The 24,918-nt window shown below is 60.4% G+C and carries 26 protein-coding genes; 21 read left to right on the top strand and 5 right to left on the bottom strand.

Annotated features, from left to right (window positions below; translation table 11 throughout):
* Positions 1-123: 123 nt before the first annotated feature.
* Positions 124-1,410 (bottom strand): phosphate regulon sensor histidine kinase PhoR, encoded by a 1,287-nt coding sequence (gene phoR / locus QRN33_RS07610; RefSeq protein ID WP_285408137.1) that lies wholly within the window; start codon positions 1,408-1,410, stop codon positions 124-126.
* A 138-nt stretch (positions 1,411-1,548) separates the two neighbouring features.
* Entirely contained in the window at positions 1,549-2,238 is a 690-nt protein-coding gene (gene phoB / locus QRN33_RS07615; RefSeq protein ID WP_007896474.1) for a phosphate regulon transcriptional regulator PhoB, read from the bottom strand.
* A gap of 151 nt (positions 2,239-2,389) precedes the next feature.
* Here phoB and QRN33_RS07620 point away from each other — a divergent pair, with 151 nt between their 5' ends.
* A complete protein-coding gene (locus tag QRN33_RS07620) occupies positions 2,390-2,773 on the top strand; it encodes a COG4315 family predicted lipoprotein (protein ID WP_065616386.1) in 384 nt (127 codons plus the stop codon).
* A 112-nt stretch (positions 2,774-2,885) separates the two neighbouring features.
* Here the strand turns inward: QRN33_RS07620 and ubiA are convergent, their stop codons facing one another.
* Both ubiA and QRN33_RS07630 read right to left on the bottom strand, forming a co-directional pair.
* Positions 2,886-3,776: a 4-hydroxybenzoate octaprenyltransferase gene (ubiA, locus tag QRN33_RS07625; protein WP_064365141.1), complete on the bottom strand. Its 891-nt coding sequence runs from the start codon at positions 3,774-3,776 to the stop codon at positions 2,886-2,888.
* Positions 3,776-4,336, bottom strand: a complete 561-nt coding sequence (locus QRN33_RS07630; protein WP_083353843.1) for a chorismate--pyruvate lyase family protein — start codon at positions 4,334-4,336, stop codon at positions 3,776-3,778. Before QRN33_RS07630 ends, ubiA begins: the two co-directional genes overlap by 1 nt.
* A gap of 201 nt (positions 4,337-4,537) precedes the next feature.
* Here QRN33_RS07630 and QRN33_RS07635 point away from each other — a divergent pair, with 201 nt between their 5' ends.
* The 3 genes from QRN33_RS07635 (at position 4,538) to QRN33_RS07645 (ending at position 6,340) form a co-directional block, all read left to right on the top strand.
* Positions 4,538-4,705 carry a rubredoxin gene (locus tag QRN33_RS07635; RefSeq protein WP_016772491.1) on the top strand — a complete coding sequence of 56 codons (168 nt, stop codon included), beginning with the start codon at positions 4,538-4,540 and terminating at the stop codon, positions 4,703-4,705.
* A gap of 20 nt (positions 4,706-4,725) precedes the next feature.
* Entirely contained in the window at positions 4,726-5,874 is a 1,149-nt protein-coding gene (locus tag QRN33_RS07640) for an NAD(P)/FAD-dependent oxidoreductase (protein ID WP_285407846.1), read from the top strand.
* A 190-nt stretch (positions 5,875-6,064) separates the two neighbouring features.
* Entirely contained in the window at positions 6,065-6,340 is a 276-nt protein-coding gene (locus QRN33_RS07645) for an HU family DNA-binding protein (protein WP_003213368.1), read from the top strand.
* 94 nt (positions 6,341-6,434) lie between these two features.
* On the opposite strand, the gene QRN33_RS07650 is transcribed toward QRN33_RS07645, so the two are convergent.
* Positions 6,435-6,791: a hypothetical protein gene (locus QRN33_RS07650; protein ID WP_252873587.1), complete on the bottom strand. Its 357-nt coding sequence runs from the start codon at positions 6,789-6,791 to the stop codon at positions 6,435-6,437.
* A gap of 676 nt (positions 6,792-7,467) precedes the next feature.
* Here QRN33_RS07650 and tssA point away from each other — a divergent pair.
* From tssA to icmH, 17 genes are all read left to right on the top strand, one after another.
* Positions 7,468-9,030, top strand: a complete 1,563-nt coding sequence (gene tssA, locus QRN33_RS07655) for a type VI secretion system protein TssA (RefSeq protein ID WP_253497264.1) — start codon at positions 7,468-7,470, stop codon at positions 9,028-9,030.
* 32 nt (positions 9,031-9,062) lie between these two features.
* Positions 9,063-9,566: a type VI secretion system contractile sheath small subunit gene (gene tssB / locus QRN33_RS07660; protein WP_042608085.1), complete on the top strand. Its 504-nt coding sequence runs from the start codon at positions 9,063-9,065 to the stop codon at positions 9,564-9,566.
* A gap of 25 nt (positions 9,567-9,591) precedes the next feature.
* On the top strand, positions 9,592-11,067 hold the full coding sequence (tssC, locus tag QRN33_RS07665; RefSeq protein WP_007920272.1) for a type VI secretion system contractile sheath large subunit: 1,476 nt from the start codon (positions 9,592-9,594) through the stop codon (positions 11,065-11,067).
* A 9-nt stretch (positions 11,068-11,076) separates the two neighbouring features.
* Complete coding sequence (gene tssE / locus QRN33_RS07670) at positions 11,077-11,484, top strand: type VI secretion system baseplate subunit TssE (protein ID WP_123454704.1); 408 nt, start codon at positions 11,077-11,079, stop codon at positions 11,482-11,484.
* 11 nt (positions 11,485-11,495) lie between these two features.
* On the top strand, positions 11,496-12,008 hold the full coding sequence (locus QRN33_RS07675) for a PAAR domain-containing protein (RefSeq protein WP_123417706.1): 513 nt from the start codon (positions 11,496-11,498) through the stop codon (positions 12,006-12,008).
* Entirely contained in the window at positions 12,005-12,808 is an 804-nt protein-coding gene (locus QRN33_RS07680) for a hypothetical protein (protein ID WP_281925876.1), read from the top strand. Before QRN33_RS07675 ends, QRN33_RS07680 begins: the two co-directional genes overlap by 4 nt.
* Positions 12,805-13,011 (top strand): hypothetical protein, encoded by a 207-nt coding sequence (locus QRN33_RS07685; RefSeq protein ID WP_259740476.1) that lies wholly within the window; start codon positions 12,805-12,807, stop codon positions 13,009-13,011. Before QRN33_RS07680 ends, QRN33_RS07685 begins: the two co-directional genes overlap by 4 nt.
* A 198-nt stretch (positions 13,012-13,209) precedes the next feature.
* Positions 13,210-13,524, top strand: a complete 315-nt coding sequence (locus QRN33_RS07690; RefSeq protein ID WP_123417920.1) for a hypothetical protein — start codon at positions 13,210-13,212, stop codon at positions 13,522-13,524.
* A 59-nt stretch (positions 13,525-13,583) separates the two neighbouring features.
* On the top strand, positions 13,584-15,371 hold the full coding sequence (gene tssF / locus QRN33_RS07695) for a type VI secretion system baseplate subunit TssF (protein WP_042608090.1): 1,788 nt from the start codon (positions 13,584-13,586) through the stop codon (positions 15,369-15,371).
* Positions 15,335-16,342 (top strand): type VI secretion system baseplate subunit TssG, encoded by a 1,008-nt coding sequence (gene tssG / locus QRN33_RS07700; RefSeq protein WP_042608091.1) that lies wholly within the window; start codon positions 15,335-15,337, stop codon positions 16,340-16,342. The genes tssF and tssG overlap by 37 nt, the downstream gene beginning before the upstream one ends.
* A gap of 11 nt (positions 16,343-16,353) precedes the next feature.
* Positions 16,354-19,011 (top strand): type VI secretion system ATPase TssH, encoded by a 2,658-nt coding sequence (tssH, locus tag QRN33_RS07705; RefSeq protein WP_285407861.1) that lies wholly within the window; start codon positions 16,354-16,356, stop codon positions 19,009-19,011.
* Between the two features lie 10 nt (positions 19,012-19,021).
* A complete protein-coding gene (locus QRN33_RS07710; RefSeq protein WP_123417709.1) occupies positions 19,022-20,542 on the top strand; it encodes a sigma-54 interaction domain-containing protein in 1,521 nt (506 codons plus the stop codon).
* A gap of 297 nt (positions 20,543-20,839) precedes the next feature.
* The gene (locus QRN33_RS07715) at positions 20,840-20,980 is read left to right on the top strand and encodes a hypothetical protein (protein ID WP_003229566.1); all 141 of its coding nucleotides are present in this window, start codon (positions 20,840-20,842) and stop codon (positions 20,978-20,980) included.
* Positions 20,981-20,998: 18 nt separating this feature from the next.
* Positions 20,999-22,195 carry a type VI secretion system-associated FHA domain protein TagH gene (gene tagH / locus QRN33_RS07720; protein ID WP_042608095.1) on the top strand — a complete coding sequence of 399 codons (1,197 nt, stop codon included), beginning with the start codon at positions 20,999-21,001 and terminating at the stop codon, positions 22,193-22,195.
* Between the two features lie 5 nt (positions 22,196-22,200).
* Positions 22,201-22,701: a type VI secretion system lipoprotein TssJ gene (gene tssJ / locus QRN33_RS07725; protein ID WP_016772509.1), complete on the top strand. Its 501-nt coding sequence runs from the start codon at positions 22,201-22,203 to the stop codon at positions 22,699-22,701.
* A gap of 2 nt (positions 22,702-22,703) precedes the next feature.
* On the top strand, positions 22,704-24,035 hold the full coding sequence (gene tssK, locus QRN33_RS07730) for a type VI secretion system baseplate subunit TssK (protein WP_016772510.1): 1,332 nt from the start codon (positions 22,704-22,706) through the stop codon (positions 24,033-24,035).
* 5 nt (positions 24,036-24,040) lie between these two features.
* Positions 24,041-24,916, top strand: coding sequence for a type IVB secretion system protein IcmH/DotU (gene icmH / locus QRN33_RS07735; protein WP_064365130.1), 876 nt, complete (start codon positions 24,041-24,043; stop codon positions 24,914-24,916).
* Positions 24,917-24,918: the final 2 nt, after the last annotated feature.

The following is a 24,918-nucleotide window of genomic DNA, read 5'->3' on the forward strand; positions in this document are numbered from 1 at the left end:
GATGGAGTTTTGCGGGTTCCGTGTGATTCGAAAGTAGGGACAGACAGCGCCTGAAAGGCAGGCACAAGTCAGCCAATGTAGCGGCTGACCGGGCGATTGCCTAGTGGCGCGTGCCGGGCGGCGTCACTCGGTGGCGCTGATGGCCCGTGCGCTGGCCACCTGGGCCGGGGCGAAATGGCAGGTGAACGTGCTGCCGTGGCCGGGCACGCTGCTGATCTCCATGCGCGCGCGGTGGCGCAACAACACGTGTTTGACGATGGCCAGGCCGAGGCCGGTGCCGCCGGTGTTGGAGTTGCGACTGGAGTCCACACGGTAGAAGCGTTCGGTCAGGCGCGGCAGATGTTTGCTGTCGATGCCGATGCCGGAATCCTGCACGCTGAGGTGCGCGCCTTGCTCGTCGCCCCACCAGCGGATGCGGATGTTGCCCTCGGCCGGGGTGTACTTGACCGCGTTGAACACCAGATTGGAAAACGCACTGCGCAGTTCGGCCTCGCTGCCCTTGAGCACCAGGCGGGCGTCGGCTTCCAGGGTGATGCGCTGGTTTTTCGCGCCGGACAACTGCTGCGCATCGCTGGTGATCGATTGCAGCAGCGTGTCGATCTGCACCGGCTGGTTGTCCGACGGGTAATCGGTGGCTTCCAGCTTGGCCAACAGCAACAAATCGTTGAGCAGCGTCTGCATGCGCCCGCCCTGTTGCTGCATCTGTTGCAGGGCACGGCTCCAGCGCGGGTTCACTTCTTCGATATTGTCGAGCAGGGTTTCCAGGTAGCCGCAGATCACTGTCAGCGGGGTGCGCAACTCATGGGAGACGTTGGCGATGAAATCCTTGCGCATCTGTTCCAACTGATGGATGCGCGTGACATCGCGGACCAGCATCAGGTGTTCATTGTTGCCGTAGCGGGTCAGGTACAGCTGAATGCGCACCCGATCATTGGTCGGCGAGGGAATCTCCAGCGGCTCGGCGAAGCTGTCCTGCTCGAAATACTCCTTGAAGCGCGGGTGCCGCACCAGGTTGGTCACCGGTTGGCCGCTGTCCTGCGGAGTCTTCAGGCCGAGCAGGGTTTCGGCGGCGCGGTTCCACCATTCCAGATTGCCGTCGCTGTCGAGCATGATCACCGCGTCTTTCAACGCAGCGGTGGATTCCTGCACCCGGTCGATCACCGCTTGCAGGCGCCCGCGCACCCGTTGGTCGCGACGTTGCAGGTGGTAGATGCTGTCGAAGACCTCGCCCCACAGACCATAGCCATCGGGCGGCGCTTCGTCGGGCTGGTGCTGGCGCAGCCATTCGTGCAGACGCAGCAATTGCTTGAGCGTCCAGGCCAGATAGAGACCCAGGCCGGCCGCGAGGCTCCAGCCGTAATAGCCGGTGATCAGGCCGATCACCAGGCAGGCGGTGACCAGCAACAGCATGTGGCGAATCAGGGTGCCATGCCAGTTTTGATTCACGAGGGCGTCCTTAGCCGCAGCTTCAAGTTTCAAGCCGCAAGCTCCAAGCTAAAACGGATCGGCTTTCACTTGCCGCATGTAGCTAGAAACTTGCAGCTGCTTTTACGCTTTTGTGGAGAACCGGTAGCCGGTGCCGCGCACGGTTTGTACCAGATTTTCGTAGGCGTCGCCGAGGGCCTTGCGCAGGCGGCGGATATGCACGTCGACCGTGCGCTCCTCGACATAGACATTGCCGCCCCAAACCTGGTCGAGCAACTGGCCACGGGTGTAGGCGCGTTCCTGATGGGTCATGAAGAATTGCAGCAGACGGTATTCGGTCGGGCCCATCTCGGCGGGTTTGCCGTCGATGGTCACGCGGTGGCTGATCGGGTCGAGCAGCAGGCCGCCGACTTCGATCGGCGCTTCGCCATCGGTCGGGCCGGCGCGGCGCAGCACGGCTTTGAGGCGGGCGACCAGTTCACGGGGGGAAAACGGTTTGGTGATGTAGTCGTCGGCGCCGACTTCCAGGCCCTGGATCTTGTTGTCTTCTTCGCCCTTGGCAGTGAGCATGATGATCGGGATGTCTCCGGTCAGCTCGTCACGCTTGAGGCGTCGGGCCAGTTCGATGCCGGAAGTGCCGGGCAGCATCCAGTCGAGCAGGATCAGGTCCGGCTTGCGGTCGACGATGATGGCGTGGGCCTGCTGCGAGTTCTCTGCCTCGAGGCAGTCATAGCCGGCCATTTCCAACGCCACGGCGATCATTTCGCGAATGGGCGCTTCGTCGTCGACGATCAGAATGCTCCTGCCAACCATGCCTTAATCCTCTTGTCATTTAACTGTCTTGCGCCGCATTAGATAACGGAATTATTGCAGTCGTGTGACAGTATTTCAGGCCGGCAACATTTGTCCGCATCCTCGACTAAGCTCTAAGTCCGAATCCTGACAACCACAAAAGAAGGTTTCCATGACTCAGATGACTGCTTCTTTCAAAGCCCTGCTGATGGCCGCCGCCCTGACTCTGCCGGGACTGGCCATGGCTGCCGATCCGGTGATGGAGAAGGACGGCATGTACACCGATCACAAGGGCATGACCCTGTACACCTTTGCCAAGGATTCCGCTGGCAAATCTGCCTGCAACGACAAATGCGCGGCGAATTGGCCGCCGCTGAAGGCTGAGGCAGGCGATAAATCCATGGGCGACTGGACGGTGATCAAGCGTGACGACGGCACGATGCAGTGGGCCTACCAAGGCATGCCGCTGTACACCTTCGTGATGGACAAGAAGGCCGGTGACATGACCGGCGACGGCAAAATGGACGGCGCCTGGAAAGTCGCCAAAGCCAAATAACCACGGTCCCCTTGTAGGAGTGAGCCTGCTCGCGATAGCGGTGTGTCAGTCGATGCTTTCGTCAACTGACACACCGCTATCGCGAGCAGGCTCACTCCTACAGGGGTTGTATTTAGCGCAGTGCGTAATCCAGCACGATCCCGACAAAGATCGCCAACCCGGCCCAGTGATTGTGCAAAAACGCCTTGAAGCAACGCATGCGGTCCTTGCTGCGCGTGTACCAGAATTCCCACCCGTAACACCCGGCCGCCACCAGCAAGCCAAGGTGGAACCAGACGCCCAGCTCAAACTTCGACCCGGCCAGGACCAGGCAGCCCAGCGACAGCGCCTGCAAGCTGAGGATGATCACTCGATCGGCCTCGCCAAACAGAATCGCCGTCGATTTCACGCCGATCTTCAGGTCGTCATCGCGGTCGGTCATCGCGTAATAAGTGTCGTAACCCACCGTCCACAGCAGATTGGCGATCCACAGCAGCCACGCCGCCGCTGGCAGCTCGCCGGTCTCGGCGGTGAAGGCCATGGGCATGCCCCAGGAAAACGCCGCGCCCAGCACCACTTGCGGGTAGTAGGTGTAGCGCTTCATGAACGGATAAGTGAACGCCAGCGCCAGACCGCCGAGCGACAGCCAGATGGTCGGCGCGTTGGTGCACAGCACCAGCAGAAAACTGATGCCCATCAGCACGGCGAAGAACACCAGCGCTTCTTTCGAACTGATCCGGCCGCTGGCCAGCGGCCGTTGTGCGGTGCGTTTGACGTGGCCGTCGACCTTGCGGTCGGCCCAGTCATTGATCACGCAGCCGCCGGCGCGGGTCAGCACCACGCCGAGGACGAAGATGACGATATTGGCCAGCGACGGTGAACCCTTGCCGGCGATCCACAGTGCCCACAGCGTCGGCCACAGCAGCAGGTAAATACCGATCGGCTTGTCCATGCGCGTCAACTGAACGAAATCCCAGGCGCGCGGGTTCAGACGGTTGAGGGACTTGAGCAGGCTCTGATACATCAGCAGTTCTCCGGGTGGGCGCGGGCGGCGTCCCACAGGCTCGGCAGGAAGATTTCCGCGACCAGCACGCTCAGCGCGCCACGATCGAAACGCGAACGCCGGCCCCACAGCTCAGGGGCTCTCACCGCTGACGGCAGCCATTGTTCAGGGTAGTGGCAGACTTCAATCGCGCGACGCTGGAACGCCTGATCGCAAAACAGCAATTCGCCCAACGAGCGGCTGCCCAGTTCATCCATGTGCAGCCCATCGCCTTGCAGGGCCGCGCGCGCGGCGACGCTGCGGGCAAACACCCAGGCTTCGCCATGACCGCGCAGATACACCTCACGCACCCAGCCTTCGCTGCCCTCGGCCAGATCCAGCGCTGTGCATTCGTCAGCGCGCAGGGTGTCCCAGCCTTCGAACAACGGCGACACGCTGAAGCCATCCTCGGACAAACGGGTCAGACGGCGGGTCAGCGAACCTTCGTCGAACAGCCAGTCGAGGGTCAGCGGATCGGGGCGGGGCGTCAGGCGGTTCTGGCTCAGCCAGAGCGGGGCGGGGCAGGCATTTGAATGTTGCACAATGAGTCATTATTGGCCGCAAATGAGGCGCCGAGCTTACCATGGCGGGCGACAAGATCGAGTGGCGCCGGCCGCCGTTGCGCCGAACAGGCTTGCATCTGCCCGGCACCCTCAGTACAAAACGCCCTGAGCCGGATGGCAGCGCAGCACCCATCGACCGTCCGCGCCGGCACTACGCCTGAACCCTGAGGAAGTACCTGAATGAAGAAGTGGCAATGTATCGTCTGTGGCCTGATCTATAACGAAGCCGATGGCTGGCCGGATGACGGCATCGCGGCGGGCACCCGCTGGGAAGACGTACCGGCAGACTGGCTGTGCCCCGACTGCGGCGTCGGCAAAATGGACTTCGAAATGATCGAAATCAACTGAAAACACACAAGGAGTAAGGCATGAGCGCACCAGTCGTCATCATCGGCACCGGGCTTGCGGGCTATAACCTGGCCCGGGAGTTTCGCAAGCTCGACAGCGAAACCCCGCTGTTGCTGATCACCGCCGATGACGGCCGCTCTTACTCCAAGCCGATGCTCTCCACCGGTTTCGGCAAGAACAAGGACGCCGACGGCCTGAGCATGGCCGAACCCGGCGCCATGGCCGAGCAGTTGAAGGCCGAAGTGCGCACCCACACGCGCATCAGCGGCATCGACGCCGGCCACAAACGCTTGTGGATCGGCGAAGAAGCCGTGCCCTATCGCGACCTGATCCTTGCCTGGGGCGCGGAAACCGTGCGCGTACCGATCGAAGGCGACGGCAGCGATCTGGTGTTTCCGATCAACGATCTCGAAGACTACGCGCGCTTTCGTGCCGCCGCGGCGGGCAAGCGTCGGGTGTTGGTGCTGGGGGCCGGGCTGATTGGCTGCGAATTTGCCAATGACCTGATCCTTGGCGGCTACGAAGTGCAATTGGTCGCGCCGTGCGAGCAGGTCATGCCGATGCTCTTGCATCCCGCCGCTGCGGCCGCCGTACATGCCGGGCTGGAAAGTATCGGAGCGAAGTTTCATCTCGGCCCGGTGCTGACCCGGCTGGAGAAAGTCACCGATGGCCTGGAAGCACACCTGTCCGACGGCCAGATCATCCCGTGCGATGTGGTCGTCTCGGCGATCGGCCTGCGCCCACGCATCGATCTGGCGGCGGCTGCCGGCGTGCAGATCAATCGCGGTGTGATGGTCGATCGGTACCTGAAGACTTCCCACGCCAACATCTTCGCCTTGGGCGACTGCGCCGAAGTCGATGGGCTCAATCTGCTCTACGTGATGCCGCTGATGAGTTGCGCTCGGGCGCTGGCGCAAACCCTCGCCGGAAACCCGACCGCGGTCAGTTACGGGCCGATGCCGATCACCGTGAAAACCCCGGTATGCCCGCTGGTGGTGTCGCCGCCGCCACGGGGCAGCGAAGGTGTATGGAGCGTCGAAGGGCAGGGCGCCGATATCAAGGCGCTATGCCACAGTGCCGACGGTCGGTTGCTCGGATACGCCCTGACTGGGGCGGCCGTCATGGAAAAACTGGCCTTGAACAAACAGCTGCCGCCGCTGCTGGCGTAAATGCCGGTCGTTCTGTCGTAATCACCGCTCTTTTGCCCCGACAAAGCTCTTGGGGAGACTGGCGCCGCCGTTGGCGGCGTGCCATTCTCACTCCCGTCTGCCGCAGAGTAGAGCCTGCGGCGCCTTGGGCGCTGTTCCAACGAGAACAGCACGGACATAACAACAAAAAACCGTCAAAGGGGCTTCACTAATGCGTAAACCAGAACTCGCCGCTGCAATCGCCGAAAAGGCAGACCTGACCAAAGAACAGGCCAACCGCGTCCTCAACGCCGTCCTCGAAGAAATCACCGGCGCCCTGCACCGCAAGGACAGCGTGACGCTGGTCGGCTTCGGCACCTTCCTGCAACGCCACCGCGGCGCTCGCACCGGCAAAAATCCGCAAACCGGCGAACCGGTCAAGATCAAGGCCAGCAACACCGTTGCGTTCAAGCCAGGCAAATCGTTGAAAGACAGCGTCAATCCTTGATGGCGGCGTACTTCCCTGAATAACGGGGAGAACCGCAAAAAAATGGGCACACCGATTGCGGTCGGGTGCCCATTTTTTGTGGTTGCCTGATGACTTACTGGCGGCGGAAGCAAGCCTTGCCGTTGCCGAAATCCACGGCCAGACAGTTTGGTTCGATTGCCAATTGCAGGTCCTGGAACAGCCCGCCCAGATCACTGTCGGAAGCGGGTTTGGTCTGGCTTTTCAGCCACACTGTCTGGTTCTCTACTTTCCAGGTGCCTTTGGCAAAACCATCGGCACTGCCATACGCCACACCCGCGTCAAACGTCCCGTCCTTGCGCAATAACAACTCAGCGCCCATTTCCATTGCGCCGGTCAGATAGTAATGGCCGTCCAATGGTGGGGTTTGCGCTGACGCCTGGGTGATGGGCAGCCACATGAGCGCTGCGAAAAACAGAGGTTTCAATTCCATGAGTTAAAGCTCCTGACCTGCGTTTCATGAGGGGGAATTTGCTTGTGCCCGGCTCCGGAGCCAATCCCCTGCAAGATATGAATCTTTGTAAGAATTATCCCTGTCTTTTATCAGAGTATTTTCCGCCATTAAGTGCGATAGCTTATAAAAAAGGCGCACTGATAACTATCGACGTTGCAATGCGAGGGCGTATTTGTTGCAGAATGAAGTTTCATTAAGCGAGATGCCATCATTGTGATGGCACTTTTTGAACTGCTCGTTGTCGCGAACGATTGGTTGAAATATGCCGTTAGTCATTCGGAAGTGTCCTACTTCAATTTTTTTTTGAATTTGGCATGCTGCACGCCGCTCGAGGATGCGAGCGTCCGGTAAACTCGCCCGGCCGGGGCGGGAGGCTCTGGGTCAATGGTTTGGCGGGAGCAGGGAAAATGCGCTGATTAATAAGCGGCCTCAGGGAAACCCCTGTGACATATAGGGCGATCTCCTACAGAGCCCACTGAACACTTCGTCTTGTTGTTTAATCAGATGCTTGCTAGTGGCCATCATAGTGATTACGATGCGCCCACTTGAAAGAGCACATCTCAATTGGATGAGTCGCGTCACTGCTCTTCGATACTGTCCCGCGTTGCTGAACTCCATTCGCGCGTCTGACTGTAATCCTTACTAAAGGCCATGGATGTCCTACTCAAGCAAACTTTCCGCCCATTACCTCGAACTCGCAAAAGTCTCTGTTTCCAAAGAGAATTTCGCGGGCGAAGACGTTCGTTTCTCGAGCGAATTCGAGGCGCTGGAAAGTGAGCTGGCCAAGGCTTCGTCGATGCACGAAAGCGGGCAGATCGACTGGCTGAAAATCCGCGAAAACAGCGAAAATCTGCTGCGTACCCAATCCAAGGATCTGCGTGTCGGCGCCTGGCTGACGTGGTCGCTGTATCAGCGCGAATCCTTTCCGGGGCTGCTCGCCGGCCTCGGTCTGCTGCACCATCTGTCGGAAAATCACTGGGCCGACGTCCACCCGCTCAAACCCCGCACCCGCGCCGCCGCGATCGGCTGGCTGGTGCCGCGTCTCGAGCAGGTCATCACCGAAAACATTGCGATCAAAGAGCAGTTGCCGATGTTCCGGCAGCTCTCTGAGCACCTGGCCGGCCTCGAGGCTGCCTGCACCGAACATCTGGGCGATGACGCGCCGCTGCTGCTGCCGATCTCCCGTCGCCTGAAAACCATGATCCAGCGCGCAGCCGACAACCAGCCGGCCCCCGGCGTGGTGGGTGCGGCAGTGGCGCAGGTCAAGCAGGCCGCGAGTCAGTTGCTCACCCCTGGTGCGCCGATCGACAACGAACGCGATGCGCACAAAGCCCTGCGCGCCCAGCAGGAAAGCGCCCGTCCGTTGTGCGCCTGGTGGCTCAAGCAGAAGGCCACCGACCTGCGCGCCCTGCGCCTGAACCGTACGCTGCTGTGGATGACCATTGATGCGGTGCCCGAGCGCAACGCCGAGCAGATCACCGTACTGCGCGGCCTGCCGCTGGAAAAGCTCAAGCTCTATCAGGACCGCTTCGATCAGGGTAAATACGCCGACCTGCTGGTGGAACTGGAGGCGAGCCTGGCGAAGGCGCCGTTCTGGTTCGATGGCCAGAGGATGGTCTGGGAATGTCTGCAGAACCTCAACGCCGAGCTGGCCATGCGCGAAGTGGAAATCCACTTCGCGCTTTTGATTCAGCGCCTGCCGGGCATTATCGAGTTGCGCTTCCATGACGGCGCGCCGTTTGCCGATCCGTCCACCCGGGCGTGGATCGCCGCCAACGTCATGCCGCACCTGCAAAGCGCCAGCGCACCGCGCAAGGTCGAAAGCGAAAACGTCGAAACCCAGCCGGCCTGGGAAAAAGCCCTCGAGGACGTCCAGCCGATCCTGCGCAAGGAAGGTTTGAAACCCGCCGTGCAGATTCTCAAGCAGGGTCTGCAATCAGCCTTCGGCGGGCGCGAACGCTTTTTCTGGCAGTTCGCCCTCGCGCGGCTGTGCTTCCTGGCCAAGAAATACGAACTGGCCAAGAACCAGCTCGAAACCCTCGATCAGACATTACTGGACTCAGGCCTGCACGCCTGGGAGCCGGAGCTTGCATTGCAAGTGCTGCACCTGCTGCACAGTTGCTGCGAGTTGTTGCCGCAGAACCATGCCGTACGTGAACGCAAGGAAGAGATTTATCGCAGGCTGTGCCACCTCGACCTCGAAGTGGTACTCGAATAGGCCCCAGGGCCACAACCGCAAGGAGAAAAGCCATGGCCAAAGAAGGCTCGGTAGCCCCCAAGGAACGCATCAACGTCACCTTCAAACCCGCCACCGGCGGTGCTCAGGAAGAGATTGAACTGCCGCTGAAGCTGCTGGCAATCGGTGACTACACCCACCGCAAGGACGATCGCAAAATCGAAGATCGCAAGCCGATCAGCATCGACAAGGTGACCTTCGACGAAGTGCTGGCCAAGCAAGAGCTGGGTCTGACGCTGAGCGTGCCGAACCGTCTGCAGGAAGATGGCGAGGCTGAAGAGCTGGCCGTGCAATTGCGCGTCAATTCGATGAAGGACTTCAACCCGGCCAGCCTGGTCGAGCAAGTGCCTGAGCTGAAAAAACTGATGGAACTGCGCGATGCGCTGGTGGCCCTCAAAGGCCCGCTGGGTAACGCACCTGCGTTCCGTAAAGCGATCGAAGGCGTGCTCGCCGACGACGAATCCCGCGGTCGCGTACTCGGTGAGCTGGGCCTGAACGCCGCAGCCCCGGACGCCTGAGACTCCAGCCAAGGAAGCCAACACAATGAGCACTAGCGCAGCACAAGAGAAGAGCGCCGGCAACGGCGAGTACAGCATTCTCGACAGCATCATCGCCGAAACCCGTCTGACTCCGGACGACGAAGCCTACGACATCGCCAAGCGCGGTGTGTCGGCGTTCATCGAAGAACTGCTCAAGCCGCAGAACAACGGTGAGCCGGTCAAGAAGGCCATGGTTGACCGCATGATCGCCGAGATCGATGCCAAGCTCAGCCGTCAGATGGACGAGATCCTCCACCACCCGGATTTCCAGGCACTGGAATCGTCGTGGCGTGGTCTGCAGTTGCTGGTCGACCGCACCAACTTCCGCGAAAACATCAAGATCGAAATCCTCAACGTCTCCAAAGAAGACCTGCTGGACGATTTCGAAGATTCGCCGGAAGTCATGCAGTCGGGCCTGTACAAGCACATCTACACCGCTGAATACGGCCAGTTCGGTGGTCAGCCGGTGGGCGCGATCATCGCCAACTACTACATGTCGCCAAGCTCGCCAGACGTCAAGCTGATGCAGTACGTGGCCAGCGTTTCGTGCATGTCCCACGCGCCGTTCATCGCTGCCGCCGGGCCAAAATTCTTCGGTCTGGAAAGCTTCACCGGCCTGCCGGATCTGAAAGATCTGAAAGACCACTTCGAAGGCCCGCAATTCGCCAAATGGCAGAGCTTCCGTACCTCCGAAGACTCGCGCTACGTTGGCCTGACCGTGCCGCGTTTCCTGCTGCGTAACCCGTACGATCCGGAAGAAAACCCGGTGAAATCGTTCGTGTACAAGGAAACCGTTGCCAACAGCCATGAGCACTACCTGTGGGGCAACACGGCCTACGCGTTCGGCACCAAACTGACCGACAGCTTCGCCAAATTTCGCTGGTGCCCGAACATCATCGGCCCGCAGAGCGGTGGCGCGGTTGAAGACCTGCCTTTGCACCATTTCGAAAGCATGGGCGAAATCGAAACCAAGATCCCTACCGAAGTACTGGTTTCCGACCGTCGTGAATACGAACTGGCCGAGGAAGGCTTCATCTCCCTGACCATGCGTAAAGGCTCCGACAACGCGGCGTTCTTCTCCGCCAGCTCGGTGCAGAAGCCGAAGTTCTTCGGCATCAGCGCAGAAGGCAAGGCGGCAGAGCTGAACTACAAGCTCGGCACCCAACTGCCGTACATGATGATCGTCAACCGCTTGGCTCACTACTTGAAAGTGCTGCAGCGCGAGCAACTCGGTTCGTGGAAAGAGCGTACCGACCTCGAGCTGGAACTGAACAAGTGGATCCGTCAGTACGTTGCCGACCAGGAAAACCCGAGCGCCGAAGTGCGTGGCCGTCGTCCGCTGCGCGCTGCGCAAGTGATCGTCAGCGACGTTGAAGGCGAGCCGGGCTGGTACCGCGTGAGCTTGAACGTGCGTCCGCACTTCAAGTACATGGGGGCCGATTTCACCCTGTCGCTGGTTGGCAAGCTGGACAAAGAGTAAGAGCGACTCATGGACGGATACGGCAGCCTGTTCGAACGCCTCAACGGCGACGCACAACTACGCAAGGGCAACAGCCTTGAGGCTTGTGCCATGGCGTCAGTGGCTGCCCATCTGGCCAAAATGCTCAGCACCCGGGCCGGCAGCGTGCAAACGCTGTCCGACTACGGGTTGCCCGATCTCAATGACATGCGCCTGAGCCTGCACGACTCCCTGAGTCAGGCTCGTCTGGCTATCGAAAACTTCATCGAAGCCTACGAGCCGCGCCTGAGCAACGTGCGTGTCATTTCCCTGCCGCGTGATCACGATCAGCTTCGCCTGGCCTTCAGTATCGAAGGCCTGCTGGAAGTCGAGGGTTTCAAGCGTCAGGTCAGTTTTTCCGCGCGCCTGGATGGCAGCGGTCAAGTCAAGGTCACTTAAGGAGATCCCCGATGTCTGGCAAACCCGCAGCACGCGTATCCGACCCCACCGCTTGCCCGCTCCCCGGCCACGGCACCAACCCGATCGCCGCCGGTTCCGGCGACGTATTCTTCGACGGCCTCGCGGCCGCCCGCCAAGGCGATGCCTCGGCGTGTGGTGGTGCGATGTCGGGCGGTTTGGCGACCACTGTGTTGATCAACGGCAAACCTGCCGCGACGGTTGATTCGGTGGGGACCCATGGCAACAAGGTTACGGCTGGATCCGGCACGGTGATTATTGGCAATTCGCATACGCCGGCACCGTTTGTGCCGCCGTTGCCGCTGATGCTGTTTTCACATACACAGCATGTGGTTATGGAAGACCAGGATGGAAATCCGCTGTCCGATATTCCCTATCAAATTACAACATCCAAAGGGAAGGTCATCGCCGGTCAAAGTGATGCAATGGGCAGAACCGAGTTAGTCGGAGGAAATGAGGGTGAAACTTTCGACTTCCACGCGGCGATCGATGGAGCGGCACTATGAGTGCAGAAGTTCTGTCGACGTTAATGGCACGCTCAATTGCCTTGACTCCGAAAGCGGACAAGACTCCCAAAAAAGTGACCTATAAGGTTTTTTGGAAAACAACGGCTTTTTGGACTGATGCAGACATTGCTGACTTTCACAATGATGCGCCATTGATTGCTGAAACTTTGATCAATGAAAAGTATTGGAACAGAGAAGGCGCAGTCGCTAACAATAGATTTACATGCGAAGATTTTGCACTCAGGGTGTTGTGTGAGTTCGCGTCCAAGCGTGGGTTGCCAGTCAAGTTGAAAACGGGTGTCCGGACCTACCGTAACATGGAGAACTATACCGCAGCGAACCATGACAGATATGCGTCCAATATGTTTGGATTCAGTGAAATGGTCATGTTGACTTACGGTGCTCCCGACATGCAGCGAGTCGGTGAAAATACCTTGGCAGTGGATTCAGTAGAAGGGTTGTCACCTGGCGATATCCTAGCGCAGGCGAAGGATCGACCAGGTGATCTCGCGCACCACATTCAAATGGTTGTCCGTATTACAGAAACGGAACTTGAGATTCGCCAAGGAAATACCTCTGGTGCCAGTTTTCGTCCAGTCACAACGATACAGAAATGGATGGGTTCAAACATGGCTGACCCGCAGAACTCTGGGTACGCGGGCATGCTGATCGAGACCGGGCTTTATCGAAAGGCCGGAGCAGGTTGGAATTATAAAAATCTCAGCACCGGCTCAATGGCCGAAGATTTTCTGAGTATTTTTTTGTTTTATCGATGGAATTTCATGGAGTTCAATAAGTGACTATTCAAGGTTACTTGGCCGGAGTGGCTGATAGCGATTTGTTTGGCACTTTAGCGATTATTTGCTTGGTAGTTGCCTTGTCCGGGATTTTTTCGCGAGTCAGGGAAAAGAAGATGCATAAAATCATGATGTTCGTGTGTGTGATGATGATTCCGGTTATGCACGTGATTGGAAGTATTTATTTGAACCAGACACCTGCTTGAGATGATAGTTGGACTGTCGAAGACTGGCGATTCTCTCGAAATCTCGATTGTGCCAGTCGCACGAAAATCGCTGACTTGCAAAAAAAGGGGGATGTCCCCTAATGATGGTAAGTTGGTGATATGGGAATCGAGGAAGGTGAAGTGATGAGTGCGACTCTATTATATTATTCAAATGATGAAGTATGTAGGCGCAAGCTCATGAAGCTGTCTATCGCGATTCTTGCCGTGGCTCTGGTTTCACTGACAAACGTATTTCCAAATGCCCTCATGATGTTGATGGATGGTGTTAACTTTATTCCGTCTCAATCCTCCATTTTTTCATTCGAGCCTTATGATATTAATGAGGGGTCGTCGAATTACTGGATCTATGGCGAGGATGGGGAGAACTATTACTACTTCTCCTACGAGCCCGCAACGCCTTACGTATTCATTCGCAAATCCAATACATGCCCGTCGTTTGATCGTCTTGACCATGCCACGTGGTGCGCCGCAGAACGCGGCGGTAAAAAATGAACCGGCATTTCGGTGGCGAAGCGTTTTTTTTATGAGTTCATTTTTCAGGCAGGTACCCCGTGTCCTTTAACCACTACTACCAAAGCGAACTTACCGCACTGCGCCAGCTCGGTCGCCGTTTCGCCGAGCGTAGTCCGGCGCTGGCGCCGTATCTGGGGCAGGCCGGGCGGGATCCGGATGTAGAGCGGTTGCTGGAAGGCTTTGCGTTCCTCACCGGGCGCCTGCGGCAGAAGCTCGATGACGAACTGCCGGAGCTCAGCCATTCGCTGATGCAGCTGCTGTGGCCGAATTACATGCGCCCGCTGCCGGCGTTCAGCATTCTGCAGTTTGATCCGCTCAAGCGTTCCGGCCCGGCGCTGCTGGTTGAGCGCGATACGCCGATCGAGAGCAAGCCGATCGATGACGTGCGCTGCCGCTTCCGCACCTGCTACCCGACCGAAGTGCTGCCACTGGATCTGGCTGCGCTGAACTACTCGGTGAAAGGCGACGGCTCGCTGCTCAGCCTGCGTCTGGAAATGAGCGCCGACGGCCACCTTGGTGAGCTGGAGCTGAGCAAACTGCGTCTGCACTTTGCCGGCGAGCGCTACATCAGCCAGATGCTTTATCTGAGCCTGCTGCGCAACCTCGACGGCATCGAGCTGATCCCGCTCGACGGCGCCGGCAAGGCGATCGATGGTGTCAGCGGCAAGCCGATGGCGTTCAAGATTCCCGGCGACCGGGTGAAACCGGTGGGCTTTGCCGAAGAAGAAGCGTTGATTCCGTATCCGCTGAATACCTTCCGTGGCTATCGCTACCTGCAGGAATACTTCGCCTTCCAGGACAAGTTCCTGTTCGTCGACGTCAACGGTCTGGACATTCTCAAGGCGCTGCCGGAAGACACCCTCAAGCAGATGCGCGGCCTCGAATTGCGTTTCGACATTCGCAAGAGCGGCATCATGCGCATGCGTCCGACCCTGGATAACGTCAAGCTGTTCTGCACGCCGATCGTTAATCTGTTCGAGCACGACGCATTGCCGATCCGTCTCGATGGCAAGCAGGACGAATACCTGCTGCTGCCGGCGGAATACGATCTGGAAAACTGCGGTGTGTTCTCGGTGGAAACCGTGACCGGCTGGAAGCCCGGCGGCCTCGGTTATCAGGAGTACGTGCCGTTCGAATCCTTCGAGCACGACCCGAGTTTCGACGTGCCCAACAGCCGTCCGCATTACAGCATTCGCCAGCGCTCGTCCTTGTTGCATGACGGCCTCGACACTTACCTGAGCTTCGGCATCCGCCACACCGAAGCCCACGAAACCCTGTCGATCGAGTTGATGTGCACCAACCAGAACCTGCCGAAAAAGCTCAAGCTCGGCGACATCTGCATGGCCAGCGAGCAGACCCCGGAATTCCTCAGCTTCCGCAATATCACCCCGGCCACGTCGAGCTTCGCGCCGCCGCTGAACCGCGACTTCCTGTGGAAGCTGATCAGCAACATGTCGCTCAACTATCTGTCGCTGGCGGACGTCAATGCGTTGAAGGTGATTCTGGAAACCTACGACCTGCCGCGCTACTACGACCAGCACGCGGAAAAGGTCAGCAAACGCCTGCTCGGCGGCCTCAAGCACATCAAGCATCACCACGTCGACCGACTGCATCGCGGTCTGCCGGTGCGCGGTTTGCGCACCGAACTGACCATCGACCCGGAAGGCTATATCGGCGAAGGCGACCTGTTCGTCTTCGCTTCGGTTCTCAACGAGTTTTTCGCGCTTTACGCCAGTCTCAATTCATTCCATGAGCTGCGGGTAAAAAGCACACAGGGAGAGGTGTACCAATGGACACCACGTATGGGCCTGCAGCCCCTGCTTTAAGCGGGCTGACCAAGGTAATACGCGAGTACTCGCTGTTTCAGGCCGTGCTGCTGGTGATCGACCGGCTGCGCGAGGCACACCCGCATCTGAGCGAAGACGATCTGTACGACCAGGTCGAGTTCCAGGCCAACCCGAGTCTGGGTTTTCCGCGCAGCGACGTTGATCGCGTGGAGTTTTTCGAGGAACACGGCAAGATGCGCGCGCGCATGCGCTTCAACCTGATCGGCCTGGTGGGCTCCGGTTCGCCGCTGCCGGCGTTCTACGGCGAGCAGGCGCTGGGCGACAGCGAAGACGGTAACCCGACGCGCAATTTCCTCGACCTGTTTCACCATCGCCTGCAACGACTGATGCTGCCGATCTGGCGCAAGTACCGCTACCGCGCGAGCTTCCAGAGCGGCGCGATCGATCCCTTCTCGGCGCAACTTTTTGCGCTGATCGGCCTGGGCGGCGACGAGATCCGCAAGGCCAAGGAACTCAACTGGAAACGCCTGCTGCCGTACCTCGGCCTGCTCAGTCTGCGAGCGCACTCGGCGGCGTTGATCGAAGCCGTGCTGCGCTACTACTTCAAGCATGAAGACCTGGTCATCGAGCAGTGCATCGAGCGCCGCGTGGAAATTCTCGACGAGCAGCGCAATCGTTTGGGCCGCGCCAACAGCATGCTCGGTGAAGACCTGGTGCTGGGCGAGCACGTGCGCGATCGCAGCGGCAAATTCCGCATTCACATCACCGAACTCGACTGGCAGCGATTCCATGAATTCCTGCCGATCGGTTTCGGCTACCAGCCGCTCTGCGCGCTGGTGCGGTTCACCCTGCGTGACCCGCTCGACTACGACATTCGCCTGGTCCTGCGCCAGGAAGAAATCCGCGAACTGCGCATCGGTGAGCAGAACGCCTGTCGCCTCGGTTGGACCAGTTGGCTGGGCCGCGAAAAAGCGGACGGCGTGGTGACCCTGGGCAGCAAAATTCATTAAGGACGTGAGCCATGATCAACGTAGACCTGCAACAACTCATCCAGGCGCTGGACGCCGAAACCCGTCGTGATCTGGAGCGTTCGGCCGAGCGTTGCGTTGCCCGGGGCGGCAGCAAGATCCTCGTCGAAGACTTGCTGCTGGGCTTGCTCGAGCGGCCGAACGGCTTGCTGTCGCGCGCGTTGCAAGATGCTGACGTCGACGCCGGTGAACTGACCGCTGCATTGCAATCGCGAGTCGAACACAGCGCTTCGCGCAACCCGGTGTTCGCCCCGGAGCTGGTGCAGTGGCTGCAAGACGCACTGCTGGTGGCCAATCTCGAACTGGGCCAGACCCAAGTCGAAGACGCCGCGCTGATCCTGGCGTTGCTGCGCAACCCGATGCGCTATGCCGGCAGCCGCTATCAACCGCTGCTCGCCAAACTGAACATTGATCGCCTGAAAGAATTTGCCCTGTCGCAACAGGAGCAACCGGCGGCCAATGGCAAACCGGCGGCGCAGGGCGAATCGCTGTTGCAGCGCTTCACCCACAACCTGACTCAGCAGGCCCGCGACGGCAAACTCGACCCGGTGCTGTGCCGTGACGGCGCGATTCGGCAGATGGTCGACATCCTCGCCCGGCGCCGCAAGAACAACCCGATCGTCGTCGGTGAGGCCGGTGTCGGCAAGACCGCCATCGTCGAAGGCCTCGCCTCGCGCATCGCTGCCGGTGAAGTGCCGCAGGTGCTCAAAGGCGTTGAATTGCTGTCGCTGGACATGGGCCTGTTGCAGGCCGGCGCCAGCGTCAAAGGTGAATTCGAGCGTCGTTTGAAAGGCGTGATTGATGAGGTCAAAGCCTCGCCAAAACCGATCATTCTGTTTATCGACGAAGCTCACACCCTGATCGGCGCGGGCGGTAATGCCGGCGGTTCCGACGCGGCCAACCTGCTGAAACCCGCGCTGGCCCGTGGCGAACTGCGCACCATCGCCGCGACCACCTGGGCCGAGTACAAGAAATACTTCGAGAAAGACCCGGCGCTGGCCCGTCGTTTCCAGCCTGTGCAACTGCACGAACCGACCGTCAGCGAAGCGGTGACCATTCTGCGTGGTCTGGCTCAGGTCTACGAGAAGAGCCACGGCATCTACCTGCGCGATGACGCGGTGGTGTCCGCCGCTGAATTGTCCGCGCGTTACCTGGCCGGTCGGCAATTGCCGGACAAGGCCGTCGACGTCCTCGACACCGCGTGCGCCCGCGTGCGCATCAGCCTCGCCGCCGCCCCGGAAAGTCTGGAGCGCCTGCGTGGCGAACTGGCTGAAGGTGGCCGTCAGCGTCAGGCCCTGCGCCGCGATGCCGAGGCAGGTCTGCTGATCGATCACGAAGCGCTGGAGGCACTGGAAGCGCGTCTGGACGAAGCCGAAAGCGAGATGGTCGCGCTGGAAACTCTCTGGACCGAACAGAAAGAACTGGCCGAGCGTCTGCTGGAACTGCGTCAGCAACTGGCCAAGGCTCGTGAAGCCGCCGCTGTCGAGCCGACCGTCAGCGTGGAAGAAGATGCCGAAGGCACGGTGATTGAAACCGTGGTCGCCGAGGTTGGAGAAGGCCAGAGCGTCGAAGCGTTGGAAGCCCAGCTGCATGAAACCCACGCCGCGTTGACTGCCGCGCAAGTCAAAGAACGTCTGGTCAGCTTCGAAGTGTGCCCGCGTCTGGTTGCCGAAGTGATCAGCGCCTGGACCGGTGTACCACTGGCGCAACTGGCCCGCGAGCACAACGCCAAGGTCGCCAGTTTCGCCACCGATCTGCGCACGCGCATTCGCGGTCAGGAACAAGCCGTGCACGCGCTGGATCGCTCGATGCGCGCCACCGCTGCAGGTCTGAACAAACCGGATGCACCGGTCGGGGTGTTCCTGCTGGTCGGTCCGAGCGGCGTCGGCAAGACCGAAACCGCGCTGGCCCTGGCTGATCTGCTGTACGGTGGCGACCGTTTCATCACCACCATCAACATGTCCGAGTTCCAGGAGAAGCACACCGTCTCGCGTCTGATCGGTGCGCCACCGGGCTACGTCGGTTACGGCGAGGGCGGCATGCTCACCGAAGCCGTGCGCCAGAAGCCGTATTCGGTGGTGTTGCTCGATGAAGTCGAGAAGGCTGATCCGGACGTGCTCAACCTGTTCTACCAGATCTTCGACAAAGGCGTGGCCAACGATGGCGAAGGTCGCGAAATCGACTTCCGCAATACGTTGATCCTGATGACCTCGAACCTGGGTAGCGACAAGATCAGCGACCTTTGCGAAAACGACGCACGGCCGACCGCCGAAGTCCTCGAAGAAACCATTCGCCCGGTGCTCAGCAAACACTTCAAACCGGCGCTGCTGGCGCGGATGAAAGTGGTGCCGTACTACCCGGTGGGCGGCCCGGTGCTGCGCGAGCTGATCGAGATCAAACTCGGCCGTCTCGGCGAGCGTCTGAGCCGTCGTCAGCTGGAATTCAGCTGGTGCCAGAACCTCGTCGATCACCTGTCCGAGCGCTGCACGCAAAGCGAAAGCGGCGCGCGCCTGATCGATCATCTGCTCGATCAGCACGTGCTGCCGCTGGTGGCTGATCGTCTGCTCGACGCGATGGCGACCGGCGAAAGCCTCAAGCGTGTGCATGCCACGCTCGACGGCAACTCCAGCGTGACTTGCGAGTTCGTCTGAGGTGGGCGTGATGTTCACTCAGGTGCCGCAGCCACTGGTCTACGCCGAAGCGTTGCTGGCGCAGTTCGCCAGTCTGTCGCGGGCGGCGGACAGTGCTGTGCTGCTGGGTGAATTCGTCCGTGGCCTGGCCGAGCTGAGCGGTTGCGAATTGACCCAGCTGTATCTGCTCGACGCCACCCACACTTGCCTGGGCATGAACGCCGAGTGCCTCGACGGCGCGCTGCAACCGCGTCAGGCGGCGAGCCTGCCGGCCGATTACAACGGCGAGCAACTGCTGCAGTTCGCCCTGTGTCAGAACCGCGTGGTCTGCCTCGACGACCTCGCCGGCAGCCTGCACGAAACCAGTTTTCTGCCGGCGGCAAGCACGCCGTGGCAGTCGCTGTTGTGCGTGCCGCTGGTCAATCAGCACAAGTCGGTGGAGGGCTTGCTGCTCTGCGCCAGTCGCCGTCGCACTGACTTGCAGGGTTTCGCCGACTCCCTCGGCCAGCTCGGTTCGTTCGTGCTCGGCCAACTGCATCTGCTGCAACGCCTGCGTCAGCCACCGGCCGAATCGGCTACTGCTTCACGCAGTGTGCCGAGCATCAGCGGCTACGGTCTGATCGGTAAAAGTGCGGCGATGCGCCAGACCTACTCGCTGATCAGCAAGGTTCTGCACAGCCCGTACACCGTGCTGTTGCGGGGCGAGACCGGAACCGGCAAGGAAGTGGTGGCACGGGCGATTCACGATTGCGGCCCGCGTCGCTCCCAGGCGTTCATCGTGCAGAACTGCGCGGCGTTTCCGGAAAACCTGCTCGAAAGCGAGCTGTTCGGCTACCGCAAAGGCGCCTTCACCGGTGCCGATCGCGATCGCGCCGGGTTGTTCGACGCGGCCAATGGCGGCACGTTGCTGCTCGATGAAATCGGTGACATGCCGTTGTCGCTGCAAGCGAAGATTCTGCGCGTGCTGCAGGAAGGCGAGATCCGTCCGCTGGGTTCCAATGACACGCACAAGATCGACGTGCGCATCATCGCCGCGACGCACCGTGATCTGGCGGTGCTGGTCAGCGAAGGCAAGTTCCGCGAGGACTTGTACTACCGTCTCGCGCAGTTCCCGATCGAGCTGCCGGCCCTGCGTCAGCGCGAAGGCGACATCCTCGATCTGGCCCGGCATTTCGCCGAGAAGACCTGCACGTTTTTGCAGCGTGATCCGGTGCGCTGGTCGGACTCGGCGCTGGAGCATCTGAGCGGTTACACCTTCCCTGGCAACGTTCGCGAACTCAAGGCACTGGTCGAGCGCGCGGTGTTGCTCTGCGAGGGTGGCGAGTTGCTCGCCGAACATTTTTCCCTGCGCCTGGAACCGATGCCCGAGGACAACAGCGGCCTGAATCTGCGCGAACGCCTGGAGCAGGTCGAGCGCACGTTGCTCCTCGATTGCCTGCGCAAGAACGATGGCAACCAGACCCTTGCCGCCCGCGAACTGGGCCTGCCGCGACGCACGCTGTTGTATCGGCTGGGGCGCTTGAACATCAATCTGGGAGACTTCGATGGTTGATCTGAAGAAGTGTCCTGAGCTGAACAACTTCCCTGTGGCGAGGGAGCTGGCTCCCGCGCGGCTGCACAGCAGTCGTAGCTCGGTGAACGCGATTGTCCTGAAGCACCGCGATGGCTGGTTTTGGGGCCGCTTCGCAGCCCAGCGGGAGCAAGCTCCCTCGCCACAGGAGGTTGTCGCTCCTCCCTGGCATGGCTCCAGGCCCCGGTTCAGAGCCTCGCAAAACAATGAATTCGCTAATAACGGCGCCGCCCGCAAGGGCCGGCGCTTTGTGCTTTGTCTACACCTGGAGACCCTCTGATGTCTGTTCGTCACTGGCACGCTGTCCTGCTGACCCTCGTCGTTCTATGCGGCCTTGGCGGCTGTAGCGGCAATTACAAATTCAACGACAACGACTATCGCCCGTTGGGTGATCCGCAAGCGGTCAATCGCGGCAAGTGACCGCAAGGAGCATCAAACATGGAATTGGTTTTCGAAATGCTGAACACCAAGCAGTTCGTGCCCACCGAGTTGTGCCAGCGGACCTTCAAACAGGCCGGTGGCGTGATCGGGCGCGGCGAGGACTGCGACTGGATCATCCCTGACCGCAAGCGTCACCTGTCCAATCACCACGCGATTGTCAGTTACCGCGAGGGCTCGTTCTTCCTCACCGACACCAGCAGCAACGGTGTCCAGGACGGCAGCAGCGGCGCACGCCTGCACAAGGGCGAGCCGGTGCGCATCGAGCACGGCAGCACCTACATTCTCGGCGACTTCGAAATCCGTGCGCGGCTGGTCCGTGACCCGGCGACCTTCGATGGCGAAGTCGGCCGTCCGCGCGCCGCTGGCAGCATCATTCCGGACGACGCGTTCCTTGATCTCGACCCGCTCAATGCCCTCGAACAGCAAGAGCGCGTCTACTCGGAAATCGACGAGCTGCTGTCGCCCACCGCCAAGCCGGAAGATTCCCGTCAGCGTGCCGACTACGCGCGCATCGACATGGAAAGCCTGATGGTCCCGGAGCTGATTGCCGCCCCGGTCGAGCCTGAACCGGCGCCTGCGCCGAAAGCCGTCGAGCGTCAGAGCGAAGGTTTCTGGGAGCACTTTGGCGCGGCGCTGGGCGTCGACGTCAAAGCCCTCAGCCACGACGAACGTGAAGCGCTGGCGCTGAACGCAGCGCGCCTGCTGCGCCAGAGCATCGGCGGTTTGCAGCAGAGCCTGCGTACCCGCTCGGAGCTGAAAAACGAGCTGCGTCTGGCCCAGACCACCGTGCAAGGCACCAACAAGAACCCGCTGAAATTCGCCGTCGATCCGAGCGAAGCGCTGCAGATTCTGTTGCAGCCAAGCAAGCCCGGACATCTGCCGGCCGAGCAAGCGATCTCCCGCGCATTCCGCGATTTGCAGGCGCATCAAGTGGCTCTGCTGACGGCCAGTCGCGCCGCCGTGCGTGGCACGCTGGAGCACTTCTCGCCAGAGCAACTGACCCTGCGTTTCGAGCGCGACAACAAACCGTTGATCGCGACATCGGGCGGGCGCTGGAGAGCGTTCGGCCGCTATCACCAGGCACTGCGTCAGGACGATGACTGGAGCGAGCGTCTGCTGGCCCGCGACTTCGCTCAGGCTTACGAAGAACAGATCCGCCTGATCTCCACCCTCCACACCGACCACCAAGGATGATGCGCATGTCTCGCCGCTCGACCGCTTTTTTCAAGACGCTGACTGCGCTCACCGTGCTGGTGCTGCTCGCCGGTTGCTCGTCGCTGTCGCCGTACTCGAAAGTGACCAAGATCAACCTCAAGCTGACCGGCAGCGACCAGCTCAACCCGGACCTCAACGGTCGGCCGTCGCCGATCGTCGTGCGCCTGTTCGAACTCAAGCACCCGGTGACCTTCGAGAACGCTGATTTCTTCAGCCTCTACGAGCGCGCCAAGGAATCCCTCAACCCGGATCTGGTGGCCAGCGAAGAACTCGAACTGCGCCCGGGTGAAACCGTGGAGCTGAAACTCAGCGTGGAGGAGGGCAGCCGTTACGTGGGCATCCTTGCGGCCTATCGCGACCTACCGGATACGCAATGGCGCCACACCGTGCAGATCACTCCGCTGGAACTCACCGAGGCTGATCTGACCCTCGATCAGGCCGGTATCCGCAACACCCAACAAGTGCTCGCCAAGGCGGATGACTGATCATGAACACCCATAAAGTCATTTGGCAGGAAGGCATGCTGCTGCGCCCGCAGCACTTCCAGCACAACGATCGTTATTACGATCACCAGATGAAAACCCGCACGCAGCTGCTCGGTGGCTACACCTGGGGTTTTCTCAATCTGGAAATCGACTTGCAGTTCCTCAACATGGGCAAACTGGTGATCAGTGAAGCCTCGGGGATTCTGCCGGACGGCAGCCTGTTCGAACTCGGTGGCAACACCGAGCCGCTGGCGCTGGACGTGCCGCCGAACACCGGCAACACGCCGATCTATCTGGCGCTGCCGCTGGTCACCGGCAACCACATCGAGGCCCGTCGCCCGGAGCAATCCGACGTGCTCGCGCGCTACACCGCGTATGACGCCGAAGTCGCCGACTCCAACGCCGGTGACGATTCCGCCAGTCAGGTCAGCTGTGGGCGCCCGGATTTCAAACTGTTGCTCGGAGAGCAGCAGAGCGATCAGGCCTACGTGAAGCTGAAGATCTGCGACGTGCTCGACACCACGCCCGACGGCGTGATCAGCCTCGACCCGGATTTCGTCCCGACCTACATTCAGGCCCACGCCTCCAGCTACCTGCTGTCGTGCCTGAAAGAAGTCATCAGCATGCTCAGCCACCGCGGCGACACCATTGCCGAGCGGATTCGCTCCAACGGCAAGGTCGGCGGCGCCGAAGTCGGCGACTTCATGATGCTGCAACTGATCAACCGTACCGAACTGCTGCTGCGCCATTACCTCGGGCTTGAGCAGGTGCACCCGGAAGAGTTGTACCGCACGCTGCTGACCATGCTCGGCGATCTGGCGACCTTCTCCGGCGAGAGCAAACGCCCGCGTCTGGACAGCCGCTATTCCCACGCCGATCAGGGCGCAAGCTTCCGCAAACTGATGGAAGCGATCCGTCAGGTGCTGTCGATGGTGCTTGAGCAGCACGCCATCGAACTGATCCTGCAGGCGCGTCAGTACGGCATCATCGTCTCGCCGTTGCACGACCACAAACTGCTCGGCTCGGCCTCGTTCGTGCTCGCAGCCAGTGCCAACTGCGACTCCGAAGAACTGCGTCAGCGCTTGCCGCAGCACCTCAAGGTCGGCCCGGTGGAGCGCATCCGCCAACTGGTCAACCTGCACTTGCCGGGGATCAAGGTCAAACCGTTGCCGGTGGCCCCACGGCAGATCGCGTTCCACTCGAACAAAACCTATTTCATCCTCGAACTCAGTTCCGAAGACCTGGCACAACTCGAGCGCTCCGGCGGTTTCGCGTTCCACGTGTCCGGCGAATTCGCCGAGCTTGAACTGAAATTCTGGGCCATCAGGAACTGACCGACATGATCAAGGAAACGGATTACAACCAGGACGACAAAACCGTCCTGCTCGACCGTCAGGGCCACGGACCGGCATCGAGTCCGCTGACCGACTTCGCCGCGCCGCCGCGTTTCGAGCAACTGGAAGAACGCATGATCTACGCCGCGCGCCTGCGTCCGGCGGAGGCGTTCAATATCAGCCTCAACTCGCTGGTCGCGGCCTCCTCCGACCTGCTTTCGGAAGTGGTGCGCCTCAAGCACAGCGAGACCCGCGAAGATCTGTACGCGCTCAATGAGCGGCTGACCGCCGGGCTCAAGTTGTTCGAAGTACGCGCCCTGCACAACGGCGCTGAAAGCAGCCAGGTGATGGCCGCGCGTTACGTGCTCTGCACCGTGGTTGACGAGGCTGTCGTGACCACCCCGTGGGGCAACGAAAGCGAGTGGTCGCAGATGAGCCTGCTGAGCAGCTTCCACAACGAAACCTTCGGCGGCGAGAAGTTTTTCCAGCTGCTCGATCGGCTGTCGAAAAACCCGGTCAAGCACCTGCCGATGCTCGAACTGATGTACCTGTGCCTGTCCCTAGGTTTCGAGGGCAAGTACCGCGTACAGGCACGCGGCATGCTTGAGCTTGAAGGCATCCGCGACGCCTTGTACCGGCAGATCCGTCAGTTGCGCGGCGACGTGCCGCGCGAGTTGTCGCCGCACTGGGAAGGCCTCAACGACCAGCGCCGCAACCTGGTGCGCATCGTGCCGGCGTGGATGGTGGTGCTGTTCACGCTGGTCTGCCTGGTGGTGATGTATTCGGGCTTCGCCTGGGTGCTGGGCGAGCAGCGCGACACTGTTCTGCATCCTTATCAGCCGCTTGATCCAGCCGCGGTGCAACCGCAGGCGCAGCCGTAAAA

It is taken from the genome of Pseudomonas sp. FR229a (genome assembly GCF_030209115.1).
Taxonomy (GTDB): Bacteria; Pseudomonadota; Gammaproteobacteria; order Pseudomonadales; family Pseudomonadaceae; genus Aquipseudomonas; species Aquipseudomonas moraviensis_A.

Excerpts from the sequence above, each read along its gene's own strand:
- phoR (WP_285408137.1), bottom strand. The coding sequence starts at position 1,410 with ATGCTGTTGCTGGTCACCGCCTGCCTGGTGATCGGCCTGATCACCGGC.
- phoB (WP_007896474.1), bottom strand. The coding sequence starts at position 2,238 with ATGGTTGGCAGGAGCATTCTGATCGTCGACGACGAAGCGCCCATTCGC.
- QRN33_RS07620 (WP_065616386.1), top strand. The coding sequence starts at position 2,390 with ATGACTCAGATGACTGCTTCTTTCAAAGCCCTGCTGATGGCCGCCGCC.
- ubiA (WP_064365141.1), bottom strand. The coding sequence starts at position 3,776 with ATGTATCAGAGCCTGCTCAAGTCCCTCAACCGTCTGAACCCGCGCGCC.
- QRN33_RS07635 (WP_016772491.1), top strand. The coding sequence starts at position 4,538 with ATGAAGAAGTGGCAATGTATCGTCTGTGGCCTGATCTATAACGAAGCC.
- QRN33_RS07640 (WP_285407846.1), top strand. The coding sequence starts at position 4,726 with ATGAGCGCACCAGTCGTCATCATCGGCACCGGGCTTGCGGGCTATAAC.
- QRN33_RS07645 (WP_003213368.1), top strand. The coding sequence starts at position 6,065 with ATGCGTAAACCAGAACTCGCCGCTGCAATCGCCGAAAAGGCAGACCTG.
- QRN33_RS07650 (WP_252873587.1), bottom strand. The coding sequence starts at position 6,791 with ATGGAATTGAAACCTCTGTTTTTCGCAGCGCTCATGTGGCTGCCCATC.
- tssA (WP_253497264.1), top strand. The coding sequence starts at position 7,468 with ATGTCCTACTCAAGCAAACTTTCCGCCCATTACCTCGAACTCGCAAAA.
- tssB (WP_042608085.1), top strand. The coding sequence starts at position 9,063 with ATGGCCAAAGAAGGCTCGGTAGCCCCCAAGGAACGCATCAACGTCACC.
- tssC (WP_007920272.1), top strand. The coding sequence starts at position 9,592 with ATGAGCACTAGCGCAGCACAAGAGAAGAGCGCCGGCAACGGCGAGTAC.
- tssE (WP_123454704.1), top strand. The coding sequence starts at position 11,077 with ATGGACGGATACGGCAGCCTGTTCGAACGCCTCAACGGCGACGCACAA.
- QRN33_RS07675 (WP_123417706.1), top strand. The coding sequence starts at position 11,496 with ATGTCTGGCAAACCCGCAGCACGCGTATCCGACCCCACCGCTTGCCCG.
- QRN33_RS07680 (WP_281925876.1), top strand. The coding sequence starts at position 12,005 with ATGAGTGCAGAAGTTCTGTCGACGTTAATGGCACGCTCAATTGCCTTG.
- QRN33_RS07690 (WP_123417920.1), top strand. The coding sequence starts at position 13,210 with ATGAAGCTGTCTATCGCGATTCTTGCCGTGGCTCTGGTTTCACTGACA.
- tssG (WP_042608091.1), top strand. The coding sequence starts at position 15,335 with ATGGACACCACGTATGGGCCTGCAGCCCCTGCTTTAAGCGGGCTGACC.
- tssH (WP_285407861.1), top strand. The coding sequence starts at position 16,354 with ATGATCAACGTAGACCTGCAACAACTCATCCAGGCGCTGGACGCCGAA.
- QRN33_RS07710 (WP_123417709.1), top strand. The coding sequence starts at position 19,022 with ATGTTCACTCAGGTGCCGCAGCCACTGGTCTACGCCGAAGCGTTGCTG.
- QRN33_RS07715 (WP_003229566.1), top strand. The coding sequence starts at position 20,840 with ATGTCTGTTCGTCACTGGCACGCTGTCCTGCTGACCCTCGTCGTTCTA.
- tagH (WP_042608095.1), top strand. The coding sequence starts at position 20,999 with ATGGAATTGGTTTTCGAAATGCTGAACACCAAGCAGTTCGTGCCCACC.
- tssJ (WP_016772509.1), top strand. The coding sequence starts at position 22,201 with ATGTCTCGCCGCTCGACCGCTTTTTTCAAGACGCTGACTGCGCTCACC.
- tssK (WP_016772510.1), top strand. The coding sequence starts at position 22,704 with ATGAACACCCATAAAGTCATTTGGCAGGAAGGCATGCTGCTGCGCCCG.
- icmH (WP_064365130.1), top strand. The coding sequence starts at position 24,041 with ATGATCAAGGAAACGGATTACAACCAGGACGACAAAACCGTCCTGCTC.